17 protein-coding genes and 1 riboswitch are annotated in these 19274 nt (G+C 39.8%); of the genes, 7 read left to right on the top strand and 10 right to left on the bottom strand.

The window, feature by feature from the left end; genetic code table 11:
* Window positions 1–250: 250 nt before the first annotated feature.
* Window positions 251–1798 carry an acyl-CoA carboxylase subunit beta gene (locus AC59HZ_RS17175; protein ID WP_496547005.1) on the bottom strand — a complete coding sequence of 516 codons (1548 nt, stop codon included), beginning with the start codon at window positions 1796–1798 and terminating at the stop codon, window positions 251–253.
* Between the two features lie 12 nt (window positions 1799–1810).
* Window positions 1811–3466 carry a class I adenylate-forming enzyme family protein gene (locus tag AC59HZ_RS17170; RefSeq protein ID WP_496547004.1) on the bottom strand — a complete coding sequence of 552 codons (1656 nt, stop codon included), beginning with the start codon at window positions 3464–3466 and terminating at the stop codon, window positions 1811–1813.
* 248 nt (window positions 3467–3714) lie between these two features.
* A riboswitch (purine riboswitch) is annotated at window positions 3715–3816 on the top strand.
* 118 nt (window positions 3817–3934) lie between these two features.
* On the opposite strand from AC59HZ_RS17170, the gene AC59HZ_RS17165 reads away from it, so the two are divergent.
* Window positions 3935–4528 (top strand): xanthine phosphoribosyltransferase, encoded by a 594-nt coding sequence (locus AC59HZ_RS17165; RefSeq protein WP_496547003.1) that lies wholly within the window; start codon window positions 3935–3937, stop codon window positions 4526–4528.
* Entirely contained in the window at window positions 4528–5832 is a 1305-nt protein-coding gene (locus tag AC59HZ_RS17160; RefSeq protein ID WP_496547002.1) for a nucleobase:cation symporter-2 family protein, read from the top strand. Before AC59HZ_RS17165 ends, AC59HZ_RS17160 begins: the two co-directional genes overlap by 1 nt.
* Window positions 5833–5846: 14 nt before the next feature.
* Here the strand turns inward: AC59HZ_RS17160 and AC59HZ_RS17155 are convergent, their stop codons facing one another.
* Window positions 5847–6068 (bottom strand): spore germination protein, encoded by a 222-nt coding sequence (locus AC59HZ_RS17155; protein ID WP_496547001.1) that lies wholly within the window; start codon window positions 6066–6068, stop codon window positions 5847–5849.
* 384 nt (window positions 6069–6452) lie between these two features.
* Here AC59HZ_RS17155 and AC59HZ_RS17150 point away from each other — a divergent pair, with 384 nt between their 5' ends.
* The 3 genes from AC59HZ_RS17150 to AC59HZ_RS17140 are packed head-to-tail and all read left to right on the top strand — an operon-like array spanning window position 6453 to window position 9757.
* The gene (locus AC59HZ_RS17150) at window positions 6453–7352 is read left to right on the top strand and encodes a putative selenate ABC transporter substrate-binding protein (protein WP_496547000.1); all 900 of its coding nucleotides are present in this window, start codon (window positions 6453–6455) and stop codon (window positions 7350–7352) included.
* Between the two features lie 13 nt (window positions 7353–7365).
* On the top strand, window positions 7366–8118 hold the full coding sequence (locus AC59HZ_RS17145; protein WP_496546999.1) for a phosphonate ABC transporter ATP-binding protein: 753 nt from the start codon (window positions 7366–7368) through the stop codon (window positions 8116–8118).
* 1 nt (window position 8119) lies between these two features.
* Complete coding sequence (locus AC59HZ_RS17140) at window positions 8120–9757, top strand: PhnE/PtxC family ABC transporter permease (protein ID WP_496546998.1); 1638 nt, start codon at window positions 8120–8122, stop codon at window positions 9755–9757.
* Between the two features lie 136 nt (window positions 9758–9893).
* Here the strand turns inward: AC59HZ_RS17140 and fdhD are convergent, their stop codons facing one another.
* The 5 genes from fdhD to fdhF are packed head-to-tail and all read right to left on the bottom strand — an operon-like array spanning window position 9894 to window position 15058.
* Window positions 9894–10697: a formate dehydrogenase accessory sulfurtransferase FdhD gene (gene fdhD / locus AC59HZ_RS17135; protein WP_496546997.1), complete on the bottom strand. Its 804-nt coding sequence runs from the start codon at window positions 10695–10697 to the stop codon at window positions 9894–9896.
* A 36-nt stretch (window positions 10698–10733) separates the two neighbouring features.
* Window positions 10734–11105, bottom strand: coding sequence for a Na-translocating system protein MpsC family protein (locus AC59HZ_RS17130; protein ID WP_496546996.1), 372 nt, complete (start codon window positions 11103–11105; stop codon window positions 10734–10736).
* Between the two features lie 20 nt (window positions 11106–11125).
* The gene (locus tag AC59HZ_RS17125; protein ID WP_496546995.1) at window positions 11126–11530 is read right to left on the bottom strand and encodes a phosphate-starvation-inducible protein PsiE; all 405 of its coding nucleotides are present in this window, start codon (window positions 11528–11530) and stop codon (window positions 11126–11128) included.
* A 52-nt stretch (window positions 11531–11582) separates the two neighbouring features.
* Window positions 11583–12062, bottom strand: a complete 480-nt coding sequence (locus AC59HZ_RS17120) for a helical membrane plugin domain-containing protein (protein ID WP_496546994.1) — start codon at window positions 12060–12062, stop codon at window positions 11583–11585.
* A complete protein-coding gene (gene fdhF, locus AC59HZ_RS17115; RefSeq protein WP_496546993.1) occupies window positions 12062–15058 on the bottom strand; it encodes a formate dehydrogenase subunit alpha in 2997 nt (998 codons plus the stop codon). Before fdhF ends, AC59HZ_RS17120 begins: the two co-directional genes overlap by 1 nt.
* A gap of 360 nt (window positions 15059–15418) precedes the next feature.
* Here fdhF and AC59HZ_RS17110 point away from each other — a divergent pair, with 360 nt between their 5' ends.
* Window positions 15419–16591, top strand: a complete 1173-nt coding sequence (locus AC59HZ_RS17110; RefSeq protein ID WP_496546992.1) for an MFS transporter — start codon at window positions 15419–15421, stop codon at window positions 16589–16591.
* A gap of 72 nt (window positions 16592–16663) precedes the next feature.
* A complete protein-coding gene (locus AC59HZ_RS17105; RefSeq protein WP_496546991.1) occupies window positions 16664–16987 on the top strand; it encodes a hypothetical protein in 324 nt (107 codons plus the stop codon).
* A gap of 29 nt (window positions 16988–17016) precedes the next feature.
* Here the strand turns inward: AC59HZ_RS17105 and AC59HZ_RS17100 are convergent, their stop codons facing one another.
* The gene (locus tag AC59HZ_RS17100) at window positions 17017–18486 is read right to left on the bottom strand and encodes a protein adenylyltransferase SelO (RefSeq protein WP_496546990.1); all 1470 of its coding nucleotides are present in this window, start codon (window positions 18484–18486) and stop codon (window positions 17017–17019) included.
* Window positions 18487–18522: 36 nt separating this feature from the next.
* Complete coding sequence (phoU, locus tag AC59HZ_RS17095; RefSeq protein WP_496546989.1) at window positions 18523–19182, bottom strand: phosphate signaling complex protein PhoU; 660 nt, start codon at window positions 19180–19182, stop codon at window positions 18523–18525.
* Window positions 19183–19274 lie beyond the last annotated feature (92 nt).

The following is a 19274-nucleotide window of genomic DNA, read 5'->3' as shown; positions in this document are numbered from 1 at the left end:
ACATCCCTTTGTCGTTTAAAAAATACATTTGTCCACTCCAAAAAGACATCAATATCTTCATAAAAGCCTTTGTTAAAGGATTCCTGTAATATACTTTATCACACTTTTTATAAAATGTTCATACGTAGAGGACAAAAAATAAAAATATTTTTATGTTTTTAGATTACCCAACTGGCGGAAAGGATATTTTGAACAGTCCGATGCAAAGAAAAAGAACCAATCCATTTGGAAAGGTTCTTTCTTTTATCATTTAGATTCCGGTCGGCCATGTTGCTAAGAGTCGTTCGCTTTTTTCTCTTTTTGATGTTAGCAAATATTCAAGCGATTGACAGAGGAATTTTCTTGTTTCATTTGGCTGAATGACATCATCGATTAAATGTTTGGCTGCCGCTTTGTACGGGGAACTATCAAAGGACCAAAGCTCTAAAAGTTTTTTACGTTGTTCACTTGGATTTTCTGAACGTGCCAACTCTCGGCCGAATACAACGTTTACTCCAACCTCTGGTCCGGTAAAATTAATTTCTGCAGTTGGCCAAGCTACGACCAAATCCCCGCCCATGCCTGGCCCGCACATATTACCATAAGCCGCACCAATACTTTTACGAATAACCACGGATATTTTAGGTACGGTTGATAAGGCCAGCGCTTGATTCCAAACCATAATTTTCGTGGGCATCTTTGCTTTTTCCGCCTCGCTGCTGATCCGGAAACCCGGTGTATCATGGAGAAAAATGAGCGGAATATGATAGGAATCGCACAGACAAATAAATTCAGTAGCCTTTTGACATTCCTGGGGTCCGGGAGCACCGGCATAATGACTTGGCTGGTTTGCAATGATCCCGACAACATGACCGTTCAAATGGGCAAAAGCAGTGATCAATCCTTTTCCAAACTTCCTCTGATACTCAAAGGAAATACCATCATCTACAATTAAATCAATGATTTTTTTCATATTATAAACGCGGTTGCTTTGCTGTGGTAAGATGGTCAAAACGTCTTCGACTGAACGATAAGGATCATCGGTCGTTGCCTTCATCCGGGGCCTTTCTCCTGAATTTTGCGGCATAAACGAAAAATAGGTTTTTAATTGCTCTATGCACTCTTCTTCAGTGGCCCCATCCTCATCAATTTGCCCTGTATAACGATGATGCACATCGACTCCGCCCAATTCTTCCGGTGATAATTTTTGGCCGTTAGCAAGCTCAAGCATTCGCGGCCCCGCTATCGCCATGCAAGTTCCGTGAAGCTGGGTAACAAAATCGGAAGATACTGCAGCCCATGTCGGCCCCCCAAAGCTGTCGCCTAATATTGCCGTCATCGTAGGGACTTGACGATGAAGCGTTAACATTTCTCTCGGGAATAATTTATCACTAATTCCATCGGAGCCCATTCCATCTGGCATCCTAAGGCCGCCGCCTTCATGAAGTGAAAAAATCGGCAGCCCATTTTTTACGGCAAATTCATGAATGCTTTTCGATTTCCTAATGTGGACATTTCCTTCTGTGCCAGCAAAAACGGTCTTATCTCCCGCTTGAATAACAGCAGGTCTCCCATTCACTTTCCCTACACCGACAATCAGTCCGTCACCATAGCTTTTATGTTCCGTCCCTTTCACATCCGAAGTATTTAACATACCAAACTCCATGAAAGTGCGGTGGTCAGCTAACATTTCAATTCTCTCTCTTGCCGTTCGCAATCCCTTGCCATGCTGGGCCGCTTTTTTTTCATGGCCTCCGCCTAAAAGGGCCGTTTCTTTTTTTGCCTGAAGTTCACCAGTTAATTGCTGTAAATAGTCCATGAGCTCTCTCTCCTAATTCTCTTTTAACAATTTTCTAAGTACTTTCCCAGACGGTGTAGCTGGAAGCTGGTCCATTATTTCAACATAGCGAGGATATTTATAGGCGGCCATATTCACCTTCGCCCACATGATAATATCCTCGGGTATTACTTTTTCTTTTTCCGTGCCCTTCAACACTACATATGCTTTAACCACTTCCCCTTTTACTGGGTCAGGAACTCCAATCACTGCGGATTGACGAATGGCGGGATGTAAGTTGAGCAGCGCTTCTACATCTTCCGGAAAAATACTATATCCAGAGCATTTGATCATTTCTTTTACACGACCCTGAAAAAATAAATAGCCATCTTCATCAAGGCAGCCAATGTCTCCGGTATGTACCCATCCATCCCTTAATGTCTCGGCAGTGGCATCATGGCGATTTAAATAACCTTTAAACACACCCGGATTTTTTACGATTATTTCCCCTTGTTTACCTGGAGGCTGCTCTTTACCTGTTTCAAGATTGATTATGCGAATTTCCGTATCATAAACCGGAATGCCGCAGGATCCAAATTTAATTTTTTCCTTAGGCATAAAAGTATCACAGGTGTGGGTCTCACTTAATCCGTAAGCGGCTTCATATAGAACACAGCCATTAGTGACCTCTTTCCACTGTTCAGCGAGTTCTTTCGTTACTTGAACGCCAAAGCTTGTTGCTAAATTCGTTTTTAAGCTCGATAAATCTCTCTTTTCAATCCCAGGAATTTGTAAGATAGCCCAGTTCATCGGTGCAATACTGTACCAATAACTGACTTTATATTTTTCAATGGCTTCAACGGTTGCGGATGGATCGAATTTTATAAACAAGACGCAGGGTCTTCCTGAATAAACTGGCGTATTTAACCCCATTAACATCCCAGCAATATGGCATAAAGGCGCACTGGCCATAAGAATTTCATCCTGGCTCATTCCATTTGCCTGCGCGGAGGCTGCCGTTTTAAATAAGGCATTCCCGTAGGTAAGCATCGCTCCTTTTGGACGGCCGGTAGTACCTGAAGTAAAGACCATTAAGCCTGCATCACTCCACAAATCCACATTTTCTTTCACTTCAAAAGGTATTTCAGTTTGAAGAATGTCAACAAAATGCTCTGTTTCAGAAAAGGATTGCTTTGGAAAAATGAACTCATCTGGGAACTTCCATTCTGTCTGGTCTGGGAGGAAATCATCATAGTTGGTCGTAACAATAAAATTCAGAGGACGTACTTTCTCGATTGCTTTTTGGATAAGGGGAATACCATCAGAACCGGCAATGATTCCTTCTATTGGAGCTTCTTCTAAGTAATAAACCAACTCATGTTCTTTAAACATCGGGTTTAACGGGATGACGATACCGCCCAATTTTTGAATGGCAAAATGAGCGATGATATATTGCGGACAGTTTTGCAAATAAAGGGCAACACAGCTCCCCTTCTTTACCCCTTTATGGTGCAAATAATTTGAGAACTTGTTTACATAACCTAAAAGCTCTCCCCAGGTAATCTTTGTGCCATAAAAAATATAAGCCAGTTCCTCAGGCCTTTGTTTCCCGTGTTGTTCTAAGTAGTCCACTAGCGGCATTTCTCCCTGCAAATATTCCAGTTGGGCAGGAAGCTGGTCTGGCCAAAAAGGCCGAATTTTTTCTACCATTTTTATTCCTCCAAACAATCTTACTGACCGGTTAGTATTTACCGGTGAACTAATTTTGAATTTTCTGACTACATAACTAAGATTAATAGTACATGAAAGTGAATTGTTATTCAATCATAGTCTTTATCAGAATTTCACAACGATAGAAACTCTTTCAAAAACCGAACAAAAATCGATTATTATCATTAATTATTCGCTTTTTTGTAAAAAATGATTGATTTACCTATTTACCATGCTATAATGTGAATAAATTCATAAAAAGATTCACTCATATAATCGCGGGGATATGGCCCGCAAGTTTCTACCGGATTGCCGTTAACAATCTGACTATGAGTGGGTAATGAGAAAGACGTGTTTTGCGGACTTCTTTCTTTATCCTTTCGGTTATAAGCCCAAGGTCATTGCCCCACTCAAAGGTTGATGTGGGTAATGGCTTTTGGGCTTTTTATTTTTCTTAGGGGGTACATCATGGAATTATTAAAAGACAGAATTAAAAAGGACGGAAAGGTTCTTTCAGAGCATGTGTTAAAGGTTGATTCCTTTTTAAATCATCAGATTGATCCAGAATTAATGTTAGCAGTAGGTAAAGAATTTGCTGAAAGATTTGCTGATGAGAAAATCACGAAAATCGTAACGATTGAATCCTCTGGCATTGCACCTTCAGTGATGGCTGGTTTATATATGAAGGTCCCTGTTATTTTTGCTCGAAAAAGAAAATCGTTAACCTTAAACGATGATTTATTGACTGCCACTGTCCATTCTTTTACTAAAAAGGAAACAAATGAAATCTCACTTTCAAAAAAATATTTATCTAAAGAGGATCGAGTACTTATTATTGACGACTTTCTCGCCAATGGTCAGGCTGCACTTGGTTTAGTGGAAATTGTGGAGCAGGCAGGTGCACAGATTGCCGGGATTGGCATCGTCATTGAAAAGTCCTTTCAGGAAGGGGCTCAACTTTTAAAAGAGGCTGGCTTAAGGGTCGAATCCTTAGCAAGAGTTGCTTCTCTCTCAAACGGTGAGGTTAGCTTTGTAAACGAAAATGTAGAGGAGTTAGTCTAATGAAACAACATCCATTCAAAATTGCTTCTTTAGGAATTCAACATGTACTAGCAATGTATGCTGGAGCGGTCATTGTCCCGCTTATCGTAGGCGGCGCCCTTAAATTTAATGGTGAACAACTAACCTACTTGGTTTCGATTGATATATTAATGTGCGGTATTGCAACCATTTTACAAGTTTGGCAGAATCGCTTTTTTGGGATTGGCCTGCCTATCGTCCTTGGTTGTACGTTTACGGCTGTGGGTCCAATTATCGCAATTGGAAGCCAATATGGTATTTCAGCCATTTATGGCTCCATCCTTCTATCAGGCCTAATTGTGATTCTTATTTCTGGCTTCTTCGGAAAATTAATTAAATTTTTCCCACCGGTTGTTACTGGATCTGTGGTTACCATTATCGGGATTACTTTAATTCCGGTTGCGATGAATAACATAGCCGGCGGTCAAGGCAGCCCTGATTTTGGTTCCCTTTCGAATATTAGTTTAGCTTTCGGAACTTTACTGTTTATTATCTTCCTTTATCGATTTACTAAAGGTTTTATCCGTTCCATTTCAATTTTACTTGGCTTAGTTGGTGGTACTTTTGCAGCGGCAATTATGGGAAAGGTGAATTTTTCAGCTGTGGGTGATGCTTCATGGTTCCATATGGTAAAACCATTTTACTTTGGCACCCCTACTTTTGAACTGACACCGATTATTACAATGACATTAGTTGCCATTGTTAGTTTGGTAGAATCGACTGGTGTTTATTTTGCGCTTAGCGACATTACGGGGAAAAAATTATCGGAAAAAGATTTAACCAAAGGTTACCGTGCTGAGGGTCTTGCAAGTATTTTAGGTGCATTGTTTAATGCCTTTCCTTATACAACCTACTCACAGAACGTCGGCCTTGTCCAGCTTTCTGGAGTCAAAGGAAAAAATGTCATCTATACGATGGGCGGTATACTTATTTTTCTAGGATTTGTACCGAAAATTGCGGCATTGACTACAGTTATTCCTACCCCTGTTTTAGGAGGAGCAATGGTGGCTATGTTCGGAATGGTTATCGCCTATGGAATTAAAATGTTAAGTAAAGTAGAATTCGCTTCCCAAGAAAACCTGTTGATTATCGCATGTTCTGTTGGCATGGGACTTGGTGTAACCGCTGTTCCTACCCTATTTGACCATTTGCCAGAGAGCGTCAAAATCCTGACCAACAATGGGATTGTGGCTGGCAGCTTGACAGCTATTTTCTTAAACATTGTGTTTAATGTCTCAAAGCGAGGCAAAGAACAAACAAATGTTCATGAGTTAAAAGCGTCCTAACATTAAAGACGGAGCTATCCCAGGCTCCGTCTTACTATTTCTATTAAATCTGTTAGATTATTTTGGATGGCAGCACTTTGCGCCGAATTTCTCGTAATGCTCCCTCCACTGTTTTGACTTCCTGAACCTGAGAACGTTTTTGTAACCGATATGGGAGAAATAAAAACCGCCCCGCCAAAATTTACTATCCCGCCAGAAATGGTCCCAATTGAAATTCTTTCCTTATTTAAATCCAAGCCTTCCCCTTCTTCCAATCCTTTTAAATAGGATATGTACAAGCTCGGGGACTTGATTAAACTCCTTCATTAGGAAAAATAATTTTTCATCAAAAGCAAATCCCAATTTATTCACAGTACTTTTCACACCAAAAAACCTATGAAGATTGGATTACAAAAGTTTGGAATGTTGAAGAATGGTTATAATTAACAGTCTAAGAAAATCAATCAAACCCCTGCTTTTTAGCAGGGGTTTTTCTTATGAACACTTTTTACTATCTATTTTTTCGATGAGTATTGATAGGATAAATAGATATATTGAATTTATTCAATTATCCCCTTTATTTATAATTAAAAAGGTTAAGCATTTCTATTATAAATAAAAGTAAAAGAGGTTCTTATATTATGAAAAAATGGCTTTCTGTTATGATTCTTTTTATCCTTGTTTTTTCTCTGGCTGCTTGCGGACAAAAGGATGAAAAATCAAGCGAAGGAAAAAAAGAAACAAAGACGGATGAAGTGTTTAAGATTGGTGCGATACCTGACCAAAATGCAGCAGACCTTGATAAAGGAATGACTGCAGTTGCTAAGTACCTAAGTGAAAAGACAGGCATGAAGGTTGAATTCGTTCCATCTGTCGACTACGCTGCTCTCGTTACAGCCTTTCAGCGCGGCGAAATCCATATGGCATGGTTTGGCGGCTTAACAAGTGTCCAGGCAAGAAATCTTGTTCCTGAGGCAGAATCCATTGTTCAACGGCCGCGCGATGCTGAATTCCATTCTGTTTTTATCACACAGGCTTCAGAAAATATTACGAAACTTGAAGATTTAAAAGGAAAGTCTTTTACGTTTGGCAGTGAAAGTTCTACTTCTGGACATTTGATGCCCCGTTATTTCTTAACGGAAGCTGGAATTGATCCAAATAAGGATTTTGATGGCAAGCCTAATTTCTCAGGTTCACATGATACAACCTATAAATTAGTGGAATCAGGCGCATTTAAAGCAGGTGCCCTTAACGAAGCGGTATGGCAGGCTGCCGTTAAAGAAGGAAAAGTAGATACCAATAAAGTGAAGGTATTCTACACAACCCCTGCTTATTACGACTATAACTGGACTATTAATAGTAATGTTGAAGAAGTTTTCGGAAAAGGCACAAAGAAAAAAGTGAAAGACGCCCTTCTCTCTGTTACTGGTGATCAAAAAGAGATTGCCGACTTATTCCAAACTGACAGCTTTATTGAAACAAAAAATGATAATTACAAAAAGATTGAAAAAGTGGCGAAAGAACTAAAGATCATTAAGTAGTAGGTGTCATAAAATGTCTTCAAAAAAAATGATTGAAGCAAATTCCATAAGCAAACATTATGAGCGGAAGATAGCATTATCTTCCCTTTCTTTTTCGATTCATCAAGGGGAAACGGTGGCATTGATTGGGCCGAGCGGTGCGGGAAAAACGACGCTCCTTAATACGATCGCTGGATTGATTCCAATTGAGACTGGCGGACTGCTTATTGATGGCCATCCCCTTTCTTCTTATAAAAAACGAAAGGCTTTTGCGAAGAAAGTCGGGGTAATCCGCCAGCAATTTGATTTAATCGGGCCGCTTGCGGTGATTCATAATGTGCTGGCAGGGAAATTAGCAGATTGGAGTTTGATCAAATCGGTATTTTCCCTGCTCCTTCCTCAAGAAAAAGCAGCGGCCTTTAAAGCTCTTGAGAAAGTCGGTCTATCTAACAAAGCATTCGAAATCACCTCAACCCTATCAGGCGGTGAACAGCAGCGTGTCGCGATGGCTCGCTTAATGATACAAAATCCTGAAATCATTTTAGCAGATGAACCAGTTGCTTCGCTGGACCCTGCGCGAGCAGACGACATATTAACGATGTTGACGAATATCGTCAATGAAAAAAACCAAACAATTATAGCCAGTTTGCATTCGGTTGACTATGCCCGAAAATATTTTACAAGAATCCTTGCCCTTAAAGATGGAGAACTTTTCTTTGATTTGCCGACTGAAAAAGTAACGGATGAGCTGTTAGCTGAGCTTTATCAAATTAAGGAGAGGAGCTAAGATGAAAAAGCTGGTTTCCTCCCTACGGTTGCATAATCGTTTCCTATTAACATTATTATTGGCCGCTATTTTCGTCTGGAGCCTTTTCTCCATTAACTGGAATGCTGATTTAATTCATGCAGGTGGTATTCCAACCCTGTTGCAGATCGTTGAAGATCTGTTTTCTCCAGATTTTTCTCCTGATGTTATAATGAAGGGCTTAGAGGCTGCCTGGATTACCCTGGCCTACGCCGTGGCCGGTATGTCACTAGCCATCATTTATGCGTTTATCGTTGGTATTCTTGCTTCCGGAACGTTAACTTCGAGCAGGGTTGCCCGTCTCACATCTAAGATATTTTTTAGGGGTGTTTTAGGATTTACCCGTTCCATCCATGAGCTCATTTGGGCCTGGCTTTTTGTCGCTGCGGTCGGGTTATCCCCTTATGCAGCCATTTTTGCACTTGCCATTCCTTATGGCGGGATACTTGGACGGATTTTTGCTGATATGTTAAATGATGTCCCAGTCGAACCAATTAACGTTTTAAAATCGACTGGTGCTTCCAGGCTTCAAACCCTTGTTTATGGGTATCTTCCCCTCGTTTGGGCTGATCTTATCAGCTATACCATGTACCGGTTCGAGTGTTCGATCCGTTCCTCCGCGATTATGAGTTTTGTAGGTCTAGGAGGGCTGGGATATCAAATTCAGCTATCGCTTGCTGATTTGAAATATGATCAGGTTTGGACTTATGTATTTTTTCTAATTGGGATTGTTTTATTAGTCGATGTTTGGAGTAATTCGGTGCGAAAAGCGTTAACGGAACGAAAGCGTCGGAAAGGATTCAGCCCTGGCTGGGGTTCTTCCCTCTTAGCAATTATACTAATTATCGGTTCTTGGGTATTTATTACTATCGGAGATAAGGCAAATTTATTGGAATTGCTATCAGTTAAAAATCTTGAATATGCGAAAAAGTTTTTTGGCGGCCTTGTTGGGGTGAACGAAAAACACCCTGCATTTTTAGACGCAGGCGGTTGGTCATCTGCGTTAAAACTAACGCTGGAAACGCTGGAGATGAGTATTATGGCAATTGGTTTTGCAACGATTGCAGCCTTTATAACGGTAATTCCAGCTGCTAGAAATATGGCCAATGGAAGCTTGACGTCAGAAAAAAAATGGTATTACTGGCCCCTCTTCGGAATCGTTCGGATTATTTATATTTTTTCACGGGCTGTCCCCGAGCTAGTTTGGGCGATGATGATTATCTTTATTTTTAAACCAGGGCTTTTGCCTGGTGCGATTGCACTTGCGCTTCACAATTTTGGTATTCTTGGCAAGCTGTGGGCTGAGGTCATTGAGGATATGGATCCGAGACCCATTCGTAATTTATCATCTGCTGGTGCGTCTAAAATTCAAATACTGTTTTACGGTATCCTGCCGACTGTGTTACCAAGGTTTCTTACCTATATTCTTTATCGTTGGGAAGTCATAATGAGGACCACAATTGTTGTTGGATTTGTCGGTGCTGGTGGTTTAGGAATGGAATTTAAATTAGCGATGAGCTTTTTTCAGTACACAGAAATAACCTTGCTTTTGCTTTGCTATATGATACTCGTCATAATCGCTGATTTTGCTTCGGAGAGTACGAGAAAAGCCGTCAAATAAAAAAGGAACACACTTCAAAGATGTGTTCCTTTTTTATTTAGCATCATGTTATTATATGATATCAGTCTCCTATATAACTGCTAGCATATTGATATATTTACGCTATCTCCTTATTAGCTCGGCTTTTTACGCTCCTTTATACAAAACTACTAATTTTAATTCGTTCTGGACACGTATAAATATTCATAGTTTGATTGCGAATAAATCCTACCGTCGTGATCCCTAGTTCTTCTGCCAGTTGTAGTGCCAATTCCGTTGGAGCTGATTTTGAGAGAACCACCTCACATCCTATTTTTGATACTTTTAATAAGATTTCTGAAGAAATACGTCCGCTAAAAACAATAATTTTTTCTCCAATTGAGATGTTATTTTTTAAGCAATATCCGTATATTTTATCCAAAGCATTATGCCGCCCTATATCCATTCGGCTTAAAATTAAACCCTCACCATCGCAAAGCGCTGCGTTATGAACTCCTCCTGTATCTTGAAAAGTTGTGGCAGAGTTTTGCAAATCTTTCATTAAACGAAAGCATTGATCTGGAGAAAGAGTCACTCGAATTTCATTCATTTTTTTAGCATTTAATGCATCGTTTACAAAGACAAAGCCTTGTCTGCTCATTCCACAGCATGATGTTATATAGCGTTTGTTTTGGAAATTTTGATAAAACGGATTTAGTTTATCTGTTTCAACATGTACATAACCTTCTTTTTCTCGAACCCAAATCTCTTTTACATCTTCATAACATCTTATGATCCCTTCAGATGCTAAATAACCTATTACCATATCTTCAATATACTCCGGTGTACAGACCATGGTCACAAGTTCTTGTCCATTTATTTTTACTGTAACCGGAAACTCTGTCACAATAATATCTTCAGCTGGTTCAGTATATCCATTTGTACATCTTAGAATTTCTCGTTTTTCTACTATTGGTTTCATTAAAGGTTTCCTTCTTTATTAATGGGAATACTTTAGTCAATTTTTTATATCACTATTGACCAGAATAGGTTTGTCAAAAACATATATTGTCATGGCAATATCCGTATCTATATTGATATCTGTAAAAACACTTACAAGTTTCGCCTGAACTAATTCCTCTAGCTTTTCCACTTTTGATGGGTCCTCATAAATTGTTTTCACTAATGTCGTTCTTGCTTTATGAACCATCTGATGCCCTTCTTTAGATTCGATCATAAACTTTTCTATATTCGTCAGATTCCCTTTCATCTCACTAATCGCCCAAGGACCTACAAACCGCGTAGTAATTTCTCTCGGTCCATTCCCAACACATTCTTTACGTATTTCCCGAACTAGCATATTGAATTGATGCTCGATGTTTTTTGTCATTCGTTTCTCCTTTCCCTCGATTAAACTTTTAACCACTTGTTTGGTAAAAAATAACTGATCATGAGGACAAAAACCACGAAAGATAACCATAAATTCTGTATTGGATCTCCATTGTTAACAATGATAAAACGGATGGTTGCTGTAATTCCAATATAAAGAAGATACCTTATTGGAAAATGGTAATTTTCCTTGAAATATTTTACAATCATCGAAATAAATCCAAAATACAAGAAAAATACTAAAACCTTACCAAGAATATCATGTACATTATTATTTCCAATAAGAGCTTCGTTAACTATAATGTAAAGTTCTCTAAAAAGAAGAAAAATAAGGACAAAACAAAGAATGCTTAACGATGAATTTAACATTGTTTGATAAAAATGTATGAGCCTTTTTCCTTTATTCCATCTATTTAATTCAGCCATTGGCTATTGTTCCCCTCCATAGTTATCATAGCTTTTTCTTCGAAATGTAGGTTTACTCCTTCAAACCTTCCCCTAAGCCCTTCAAAAAGTTAATACCAAATCCCATTGCACGGTTAACATCAGGATCCTTCATTAATTTTAATAGATCAAAAAGACCTACTTTTTTATTTAATCGAAGTCCCTCTTCTGCTTTTTGAAAACCATTCGTTACACTTTCCATCATTTTTTTTGTCAATTCAGGATTTAGTTCCGTCAACATTCCAGCTGCAGCCATCCCATTATTAATTGCATTTGTGACAGGAGGACGTAACATTTGCCCAACCGCAATTTTAGCAATTTTTTCCTTTGCTTCAACAAAGCTATTTACTGCTCCAAGAACTCCACTCTCGTGGAGCTCTTGAAGCAGTTTCATCGTTTCCTGGATGCCTTCAGCATTTTGTGTTACATCCTGTATTACTTTTTCGAGAACTTGGTTTTTCATTTCCTTTTCGTTCAAATTAGATTCAGCAATTTGGGATATCGGTTTCGCCATTACTTAGTCCCCCCTGATATTTCATTTAAGTCTGCAATTGGCTCATAATCTGTACGTGCCCATTTTCGTTCCACCTGTACTCCGAGTTGTGGATTCCGCTTTGCATACCGAGGATTGTACAACGGAAGTGGTGTATTTCCTTTTACATTTATTAATTCCATTTTTACTTTTGTCTGTTTATAAGCTGGTGTTTGTGTCCGAACATCACCGACACTTCCAGTTAATAGGTTGATAGCATTTTCATGACTGACAGAATGCATAGGGACATAGAGTTCTTTTCCTTGGACCCGATCTGTTACGATCGTACGAAGCTTAATTGCACCATAAGGTGACACAAGGCGTACAAGCGAGCCATCTTTTACACCGCGTTCAATGGAGAGTTCCGGTGAAACTTCTACGAATACCTCAGGTAACTTATACTGAATCCCTTTAGATTTATTCGTCATATTTCCTTCATGGAAATGTTCTAAAAGTCGTCCGTTATTCAAAGTAAGGTCAAATTCATGTGAAAACTCAATAGGCGCAACATATTCTTCAAGGGAAAAACGAGCTTTTCCATCGGGAAAGTTAAATCGTTCCGTATAAAGAAGCGGCTCATCTGTACCATCTTTTTGTACTGGCCATATTAAACTGTTCCATCCCTCAATTCGTTCATACGATACACCCTCAAAAATCGGAGACAAGCTTGCAATCTCATTCATAATTTCGCTCGGATGTTCGTAGTTCCAATTAACCCCCATATATTTCGCAATCTGTTGAATTATCCACCAATCCGGTTTAGATTCACCTAATGGATCAAGTGCACGATACAGCCGTTGAATGCGTCGCTCTGTATTCGTGAATGTTCCGTCTTTCTCAAGTGACGGAGCCGCCGGCAGGACAACATCTGCAAATTGTGCTGTTTTCGTTAGAAACACATCCTGTACAACAAAAAATTCTAGTTTACTAAGTGTATCATGCACATGGTTTGAGTTTGAATCGACCCATGCCATATCTTCTCCCATTAGATACATGGCTTTTAATTCGCCTTTCTCCACTGCTTCTAACATTTCAATGTTTGTTAAGCCGGGCTTATTGGAAATTTTGACTCCATAGGCCTGTTCAAACTTTGCTCGTGCATTATAGTCTGATAGACGCTGATTCCCTGGAAGCCACTGTGGAAGGGTCCCCATGTCACAGGATCCTTGTACATTGTTATGGCCGCGTAGAGGATATGCCCCAGCATCAGGACGGCCAAAGTTTCCAGTAACTAGCAGAAGATTAGCGATAGCCGCTGATGTATGAGATCCTGCAACATTTTGAGTGACACCCATTCCCCATAAAATACATGTTCCATCTGCTTCGTGAATCATTCTGGCCGTTTCGATAAGATGTTCTTTTGAAAGACCAGTTACTTCCTCTGCATATTCAAGTGTGTATTTTTCAAGGAGTTTAAGATACTCACTGTATTGATTTACACGTTTTTCAATGAATTTTTCAGCATGCCAGCCCTGATCGATAATATATTTGGCAATTGCTGTTATCCAAACATAATCAGTTCCCTGTTTTGGATGTAAAAACAGATCGGAACGCTCAGCCATTTCATGTTTTCGAAGGTCGGAAACAATCAATTTTTGGCCGCATAATTTCTTTGCACGCTTTACCCGCGTCGCTAGTACTGGGTGACCTTCAGTTGGGTTCGCACCAATAATGATGACAAGACCTGCGCTAGCAATATCTTTAATGGTACCCGAGTCACCTCCGTATCCAACTGTCGCAAGCAGCCCATCTGTGGCAGGAGACTGACAGTATCGTGAACAATTGTCAATGTTGTTTGATTCAAATACTTGACGTGCTAATTTTTGCATAAGATAGGAGTCTTCGTTTGTTGTTTTGGAAGAACTCACAAACCCTAATGCACGTCCCCCATAGGTTTGTTTAATCGTACCCATTTTTTCTGCAATCAAATTTAAGGCCTCATCCCAAGTTGCAGGGACAAATTCATCCCCTTTTCGAATTAAAGGGGTAGTAAGACGTTGCTCGCTATTCACAAAATCCCATCCAAACTTTCCTTTAACACAGGTAGAAACGCTGTTTACAGGTCCGTTTTCAGTTGGTTCGATTTTTAAGATTTCACGTCCCTTTGTCCATACTTCAAATGAACATCCTACTCCACAAAACGTACAAACGGTTTTGGTTTTCTTCGTACGAGTCTCCCTCATCGCAGCTTCTACTTCTGATAAGGCAAAAATCGTCTTATAGTCTGGTTCGACTTCTTTTATAAGATCAACCATAGGGTTTAACAAATCATTTGGAATAGCAGTCATAAGTCCAGCTTCGCCCAGCATCGATTTTTCCATTAGTGCATTACATGGACAAACTGTGGCACACTGTCCGCAAGATACACAGGAAGATTCATTGATGGATTTACCATTATCCCACAGGACACGTGGAATTTTTCGTTCCCAATCAATCGTTAGAGTTTCATTAACCTGAAGGTCTTGGCACACTTCTACACAACGCCCGCAAAGAATACATTGATTAGGATCGTATCGGTAAAAAGGATGTGACATATCTACTTCATATCCCTTTTCTCGGAAGGGACGAGTTTGATGTTCAATTTCTAAAAATTCCGCTGTATTATGAACACGGCAATTCCCGTTATTATTGTCGCAAACCGTACAATAAAGTAAGTGATTCTCCAAAATACGGTCCATTGCTTCTGTTTGTGCAGTTTTGGCCCGCTCTGAGGAAGTCATAATATTCATTCCTTCCTCCATTTGTGTAGAACAAGCCCGCATTATTTTCCCATTTATCTCACACATACACGTATCACATGTTTGTATTGGACCTAAAACCTCTGAATAACAGATATGCGGGTGCTCTATTCCTTGTTGCAAAAGATAATCAAGAATACGAATTCCCTTTTCAACCTCACGAACCTCACCATTAATCTTCACTTTTACTATTTCAGACAATGTAACCTCTCCCCTTGTAAAAAATAAAAAGCCCGCCATAAAATAGTGTGTGTATGACTTTACACAAACTATTTTATGGCGGGCTAATATCTAAGCAGTAAACCTACTAGTTATCCATCTCACCAATAAAAATATAAAAAAGACATAGTAGTAGGCAATTTAGAATTACTTACCATCCATGAACTTTAACACTGTTATTATAATGCTTTTAATCTATAAACTCAATAACAAATTTCCTTAGGACAATTCCATAATTTTCCCTTACTCTTTCACTGTTTAATCTTACAATTTCGTAAGGGCAGGGATATGAAGAAAATAATTCCCCAAAAGCTTGTATTCATCCAACGATTTCCATTATCCTAAATAAGAGAACAACTAGTTTTGGGAGTGAAAATACATTTGCAAACAAAAGCAGCTTTGCCAATATTATTTGTAGTAATGTTTTTGGTAATGGTTGGGTTCGGAATCATTATTCCTGTTTTACCCTTTTATGCCGAAGAAATTGGGGCAAGTCCAACAGAACTTGGGCTGTTAATGGCGGTATATTCGTTCATGCAGCTCATCTTTGCACCAATGTGGGGACGTTTATCCGATCGGATTGGCCGAAAGCCGGTTATGATGATTGGGATTATTGGTCTTGCGCTTTCCTTTTATATTCAAGCAATCTCAACAGAGCTTTGGATGCTATTTGCCGCGAGGATCATTGGCGGCACCCTCTCATCAGCGAATATGCCAACTGCAATGGCGTACGTTGCTGATATTACAACAGAAGAAAACCGTGGGAAGGGTATGGGTATTGTAGGAGCAGCTGTAGGTTTAGGATTTGTATTTGGTCCGGCAATTGGCGGTATTTTTTCAAAAATTAGTTTGAGTATGCCGTTTTATCTTGCTAGCGGTTCTTCTTTGATTACTTTGATCCTTGTTTTTCTTTTATTAAAAGAATCAAAACTCAATATAAATGAGTCTAAAGGAAAAAGACGCTCCATTTGGGGGGCATTTAATCGAGATGTCGCTGTTTTGTTTTTTGTGCAATTATTAATCTCTTTATCCCTTTCTGGCCTTGAAGCAACCTTTGCCTATTTTGCCGCTAAAAAAGCGGGCTTAAATTCTACTCAACTTGGTTATATTTTTATGATCATGGGATTTGTGGGAGCTATGGTGCAGGGCGGTTTAGTCGGAAGGCTGACAAAAAAATACGGTGAACCTTCTGTCATTCAGGTGGGAATCATTGTTTCAGCGCTTGGATTTGGCTTGATATTACTTGTTAATAGCTTTACAACTGCAGCAATCTTTTTATCTATCTTTGGGATTGGAAATGGAGTAATACGTCCGAGCGTCTCTTCCCTGTTAACAAAAACATCAACGGCAGGACATGGAAGTGCCACTGGACTGCTTTCATCCTTTGATTCATTAGGAAGGATCATTGGCCCGCCATTAGGGGGATGGCTGTTTTCGCTGGCGATTGGCCTCCCTTATATTTCAGGTGTGATAATATCACTTGCGGCATTAGTTCTCTTTTTCCTCTTCCGCCCACAGGTAAGTACGGTAAAGACGACAAATATGCAAAATTAATCGATAGGCATATGTGGATAGGACATGCATAAAATGGTTGCAAGAATATATTTGATAAAAGGAGTTCGGCGCATGAAAAACAAAACCGTCACTAGTGTATTTTTCCTTTTAGTCATATTAGGTTTTGCAGCCTATCTAGATTCACCCTATTCATTTATAAACAAGAATTACGCCTATTCCGACGACCAGCCTGTTATGGCCCAGCCAGTTGAGGTTGAAAAACCCGAGAATGTTCCTGATTTGGTAGATAAACTGGAAAAAACGGAAAAGAAAGATGGATATATAGTCGAAACCTACGAGGAATATGAGGTCTATAAAGATCAGGACGGGAAAGTAATTCAGAGTGAACCAACTGGGAAAACAGAAACGTTAAAATACTGGGATTATAAAGATTAAGACCGCTCTATTGAGCGGCCTTTTTTTTATCATGTACCGCAGTAGGTACGGTATGGTCGGTTGGATGGTGCAGGCAGTGTGCAGTATTCCTGGTGTTTAGTCGAATCTGTGTATGGGTTTGAAAGAACCTTAAGAAGCTTTTCCGTCACACTATAGTCTCCCTGATTGACGGCAGCATCCAGTGCCTCCTCAACCCGGTGATTACGCGGGATTACTCCCGGGTTGGAGTTTCGCATCAATTGCTGGGATGCTTCTTTCGATTCCTCCTGCCTGCTAAGTCTTTCCTCCCACTGCTTTTGCCATTGAATAAATTCAGGTGTCCCAAACATTGCCGTTTCTTCTAGCTTATCCATAGTTAGGGATCTGAAGGTATTTGTATAGTCTGCACGATACTTTTGCATCATGCCGAGGAGATCATCGAACAAGGAATTGTCCTCTGTTTCTTCGTTAAATAATCCTAGTTTTTCTCTCATTCCCTCAAGCCAATGACGACGATACAACTCCATGTATTCTGAAATCGCATCCTGGGCTATTTTGACAGCCTCATTCTCATCATCATGGAGCAGCGGCAGAAGAGTTTCTGCAAATCTTGCGAGATTCCATCCGCCAATATACGGCTGATTGCCGTATGCATAGCGGCCTTGTTGGTCAATCGAGCTGAAAACAGTTTCCGGATCGTATGTATCCATGAAGGCGCACGGACCATAATCGATTGTTTCCCCGCTAATGGTCATGTTATCGGTGTTCATCACCCCATGAATGAAACCAACAAGCTGCCACTTTGCAATCAGTTTGGCCTGACGCTTAATTACTTTCTTAAGCAGCGATAGGTATTGCCCCTCGCCTGCTTCAATTTCTGGATAATGGCGGTTAAGTGTATAATCAGCCAAAATTCGAAGATCTTCTACATTTCCCCAATTTGCTGCATACTGAAAAGTACCAACTCGCAGATGACTGGCAGCCACACGAGTCAGAATAGCGCCAGGCAGGTAGGTTTCTCGAATAACTGGCTCACCGCTTTCCACTACGGCGAGGCTGCGGGTGGTTGGGATTCCTAAGGCATGCATAGCTTCACTAATAATGTATTCGCGGAGCATCGGCCCAAGCGCCGCCCTGCCATCACCCCCGCGGGAGTATGGTGTTCTCCCTGACCCCTTAAGTTGAATATCAAACCGATTCCCTTTGGGAGTGATCTGCTCTCCAAGTAACAGGGCACGTCCGTCCCCTAACTTGGTAAACCCGCCAAACTGATGACCTGCATATGCTTGTGCCAGAGGCGAAGCTCCATCAGGTATACGATTCCCAGCAAAGACAGCAATGCCATCTTCGTTTTGTAAGGTGGCGGCCTCCAAGCCTAGTTCCGTTGCCAATCCGCTATTGAGTATTATCAACTTAGGTGAACGGACCGGAATTGGGTTTTGGCTGGTAAAAAAAATTTTCGGAAGACGAACATAACTATTGTCAAAGTTCCATCCCGTATCTATTCTTTTATTTGTCATTGAATCTCCTCTTCCCTTTTTACAGAAATTTATTTTTTATGCGTTTAAATCAAAACGTTCCCCAGTCACAAGGTAGATAACATGTTCGGCGATGTTCGTCGAATGGTCCGCAATTCTTTCAATGTATCTGCACACAAAAGCTAACTGTGTAATTTGATTCGTTTGTGCAGGATATTTCTGTATATAGCCCAAAAGTTCTTTAACTAAAGTCCCATACATTTCATCCACTTTGTCATCTTTTTTAGCGCATTCCTTTGCGAGATCAACATCTTCTGAGAGGAAGGCTTTTAAAGAATCACTTAGCATGTCTAAGGCAAGATCCATCATTTTGGGAATGTCGACAATTTCTTTAATATGTTTTTCTTTCCCTATATGCAAGGTTGACTTTGCAATATTTACTGCATTATCAGCAATTCTTTCTACCTCAGAAGAAATTTTTAAAGCAACAACAATTTTTCTAAGGTCCCTGGCCACTGGGGACTCCTTTGCAATTAAAATAATCGCTTTATTGTTAATTTCATGTTCTGACTCGTCAATAATTGTATCATTATTAATGATTTCATTCGCTTTTTCAATATCCTGATTTATGAGGGTGTTTATACTTTCTTTAATAGCCTGTTCCGATTTACGAGCCATTTCCATTAGCATATCTTTTAATTGTTTTAAATTACTATCGAAATTTAATCTTGTATTCATTTTTATCACCCCTATTAACCAAATCTTCCTGTAATATATCCTTCAGTACGTTCATCACTTGGATTTGAGAAAATCTTTTCGGTTTTATCGAG

Source organism: Neobacillus sp. DZ-9 (assembly GCF_059587065.1).
This window is presented reverse-complemented; position numbering and strand designations above follow the sequence as displayed.

Bases quoted from the DNA above. Each gene is read 5' to 3' on its own strand.
- AC59HZ_RS17170 (WP_496547004.1), bottom strand. From the start codon at position 3,466: ATGGTAGAAAAAATTCGGCCTTTTTGGCCAGACCAGCTTCCTGCCCAA.
- AC59HZ_RS17160 (WP_496547002.1), top strand. From the start codon at position 4,528: ATGAAACAACATCCATTCAAAATTGCTTCTTTAGGAATTCAACATGTA.
- AC59HZ_RS17130 (WP_496546996.1), bottom strand. From the start codon at position 11,105: ATGACAAAAAACATCGAGCATCAATTCAATATGCTAGTTCGGGAAATA.
- AC59HZ_RS17165 (WP_496547003.1), top strand. From the start codon at position 3,935: ATGGAATTATTAAAAGACAGAATTAAAAAGGACGGAAAGGTTCTTTCA.
- AC59HZ_RS17145 (WP_496546999.1), top strand. From the start codon at position 7,366: ATGTCTTCAAAAAAAATGATTGAAGCAAATTCCATAAGCAAACATTAT.
- fdhF (WP_496546993.1), bottom strand. From the start codon at position 15,058: ATGGCGGGCTTTTTATTTTTTACAAGGGGAGAGGTTACATTGTCTGAA.
- AC59HZ_RS17140 (WP_496546998.1), top strand. From the start codon at position 8,120: ATGAAAAAGCTGGTTTCCTCCCTACGGTTGCATAATCGTTTCCTATTA.
- AC59HZ_RS17105 (WP_496546991.1), top strand. From the start codon at position 16,664: ATGAAAAACAAAACCGTCACTAGTGTATTTTTCCTTTTAGTCATATTA.
- AC59HZ_RS17150 (WP_496547000.1), top strand. From the start codon at position 6,453: ATGAAAAAATGGCTTTCTGTTATGATTCTTTTTATCCTTGTTTTTTCT.
- AC59HZ_RS17175 (WP_496547005.1), bottom strand. From the start codon at position 1,798: ATGGACTATTTACAGCAATTAACTGGTGAACTTCAGGCAAAAAAAGAA.
- AC59HZ_RS17125 (WP_496546995.1), bottom strand. From the start codon at position 11,530: ATGGCTGAATTAAATAGATGGAATAAAGGAAAAAGGCTCATACATTTT.
- AC59HZ_RS17120 (WP_496546994.1), bottom strand. From the start codon at position 12,062: ATGGCGAAACCGATATCCCAAATTGCTGAATCTAATTTGAACGAAAAG.
- AC59HZ_RS17100 (WP_496546990.1), bottom strand. From the start codon at position 18,486: ATGACAAATAAAAGAATAGATACGGGATGGAACTTTGACAATAGTTAT.
- fdhD (WP_496546997.1), bottom strand. From the start codon at position 10,697: ATGAAACCAATAGTAGAAAAACGAGAAATTCTAAGATGTACAAATGGA.
- phoU (WP_496546989.1), bottom strand. From the start codon at position 19,182: ATGAATACAAGATTAAATTTCGATAGTAATTTAAAACAATTAAAAGAT.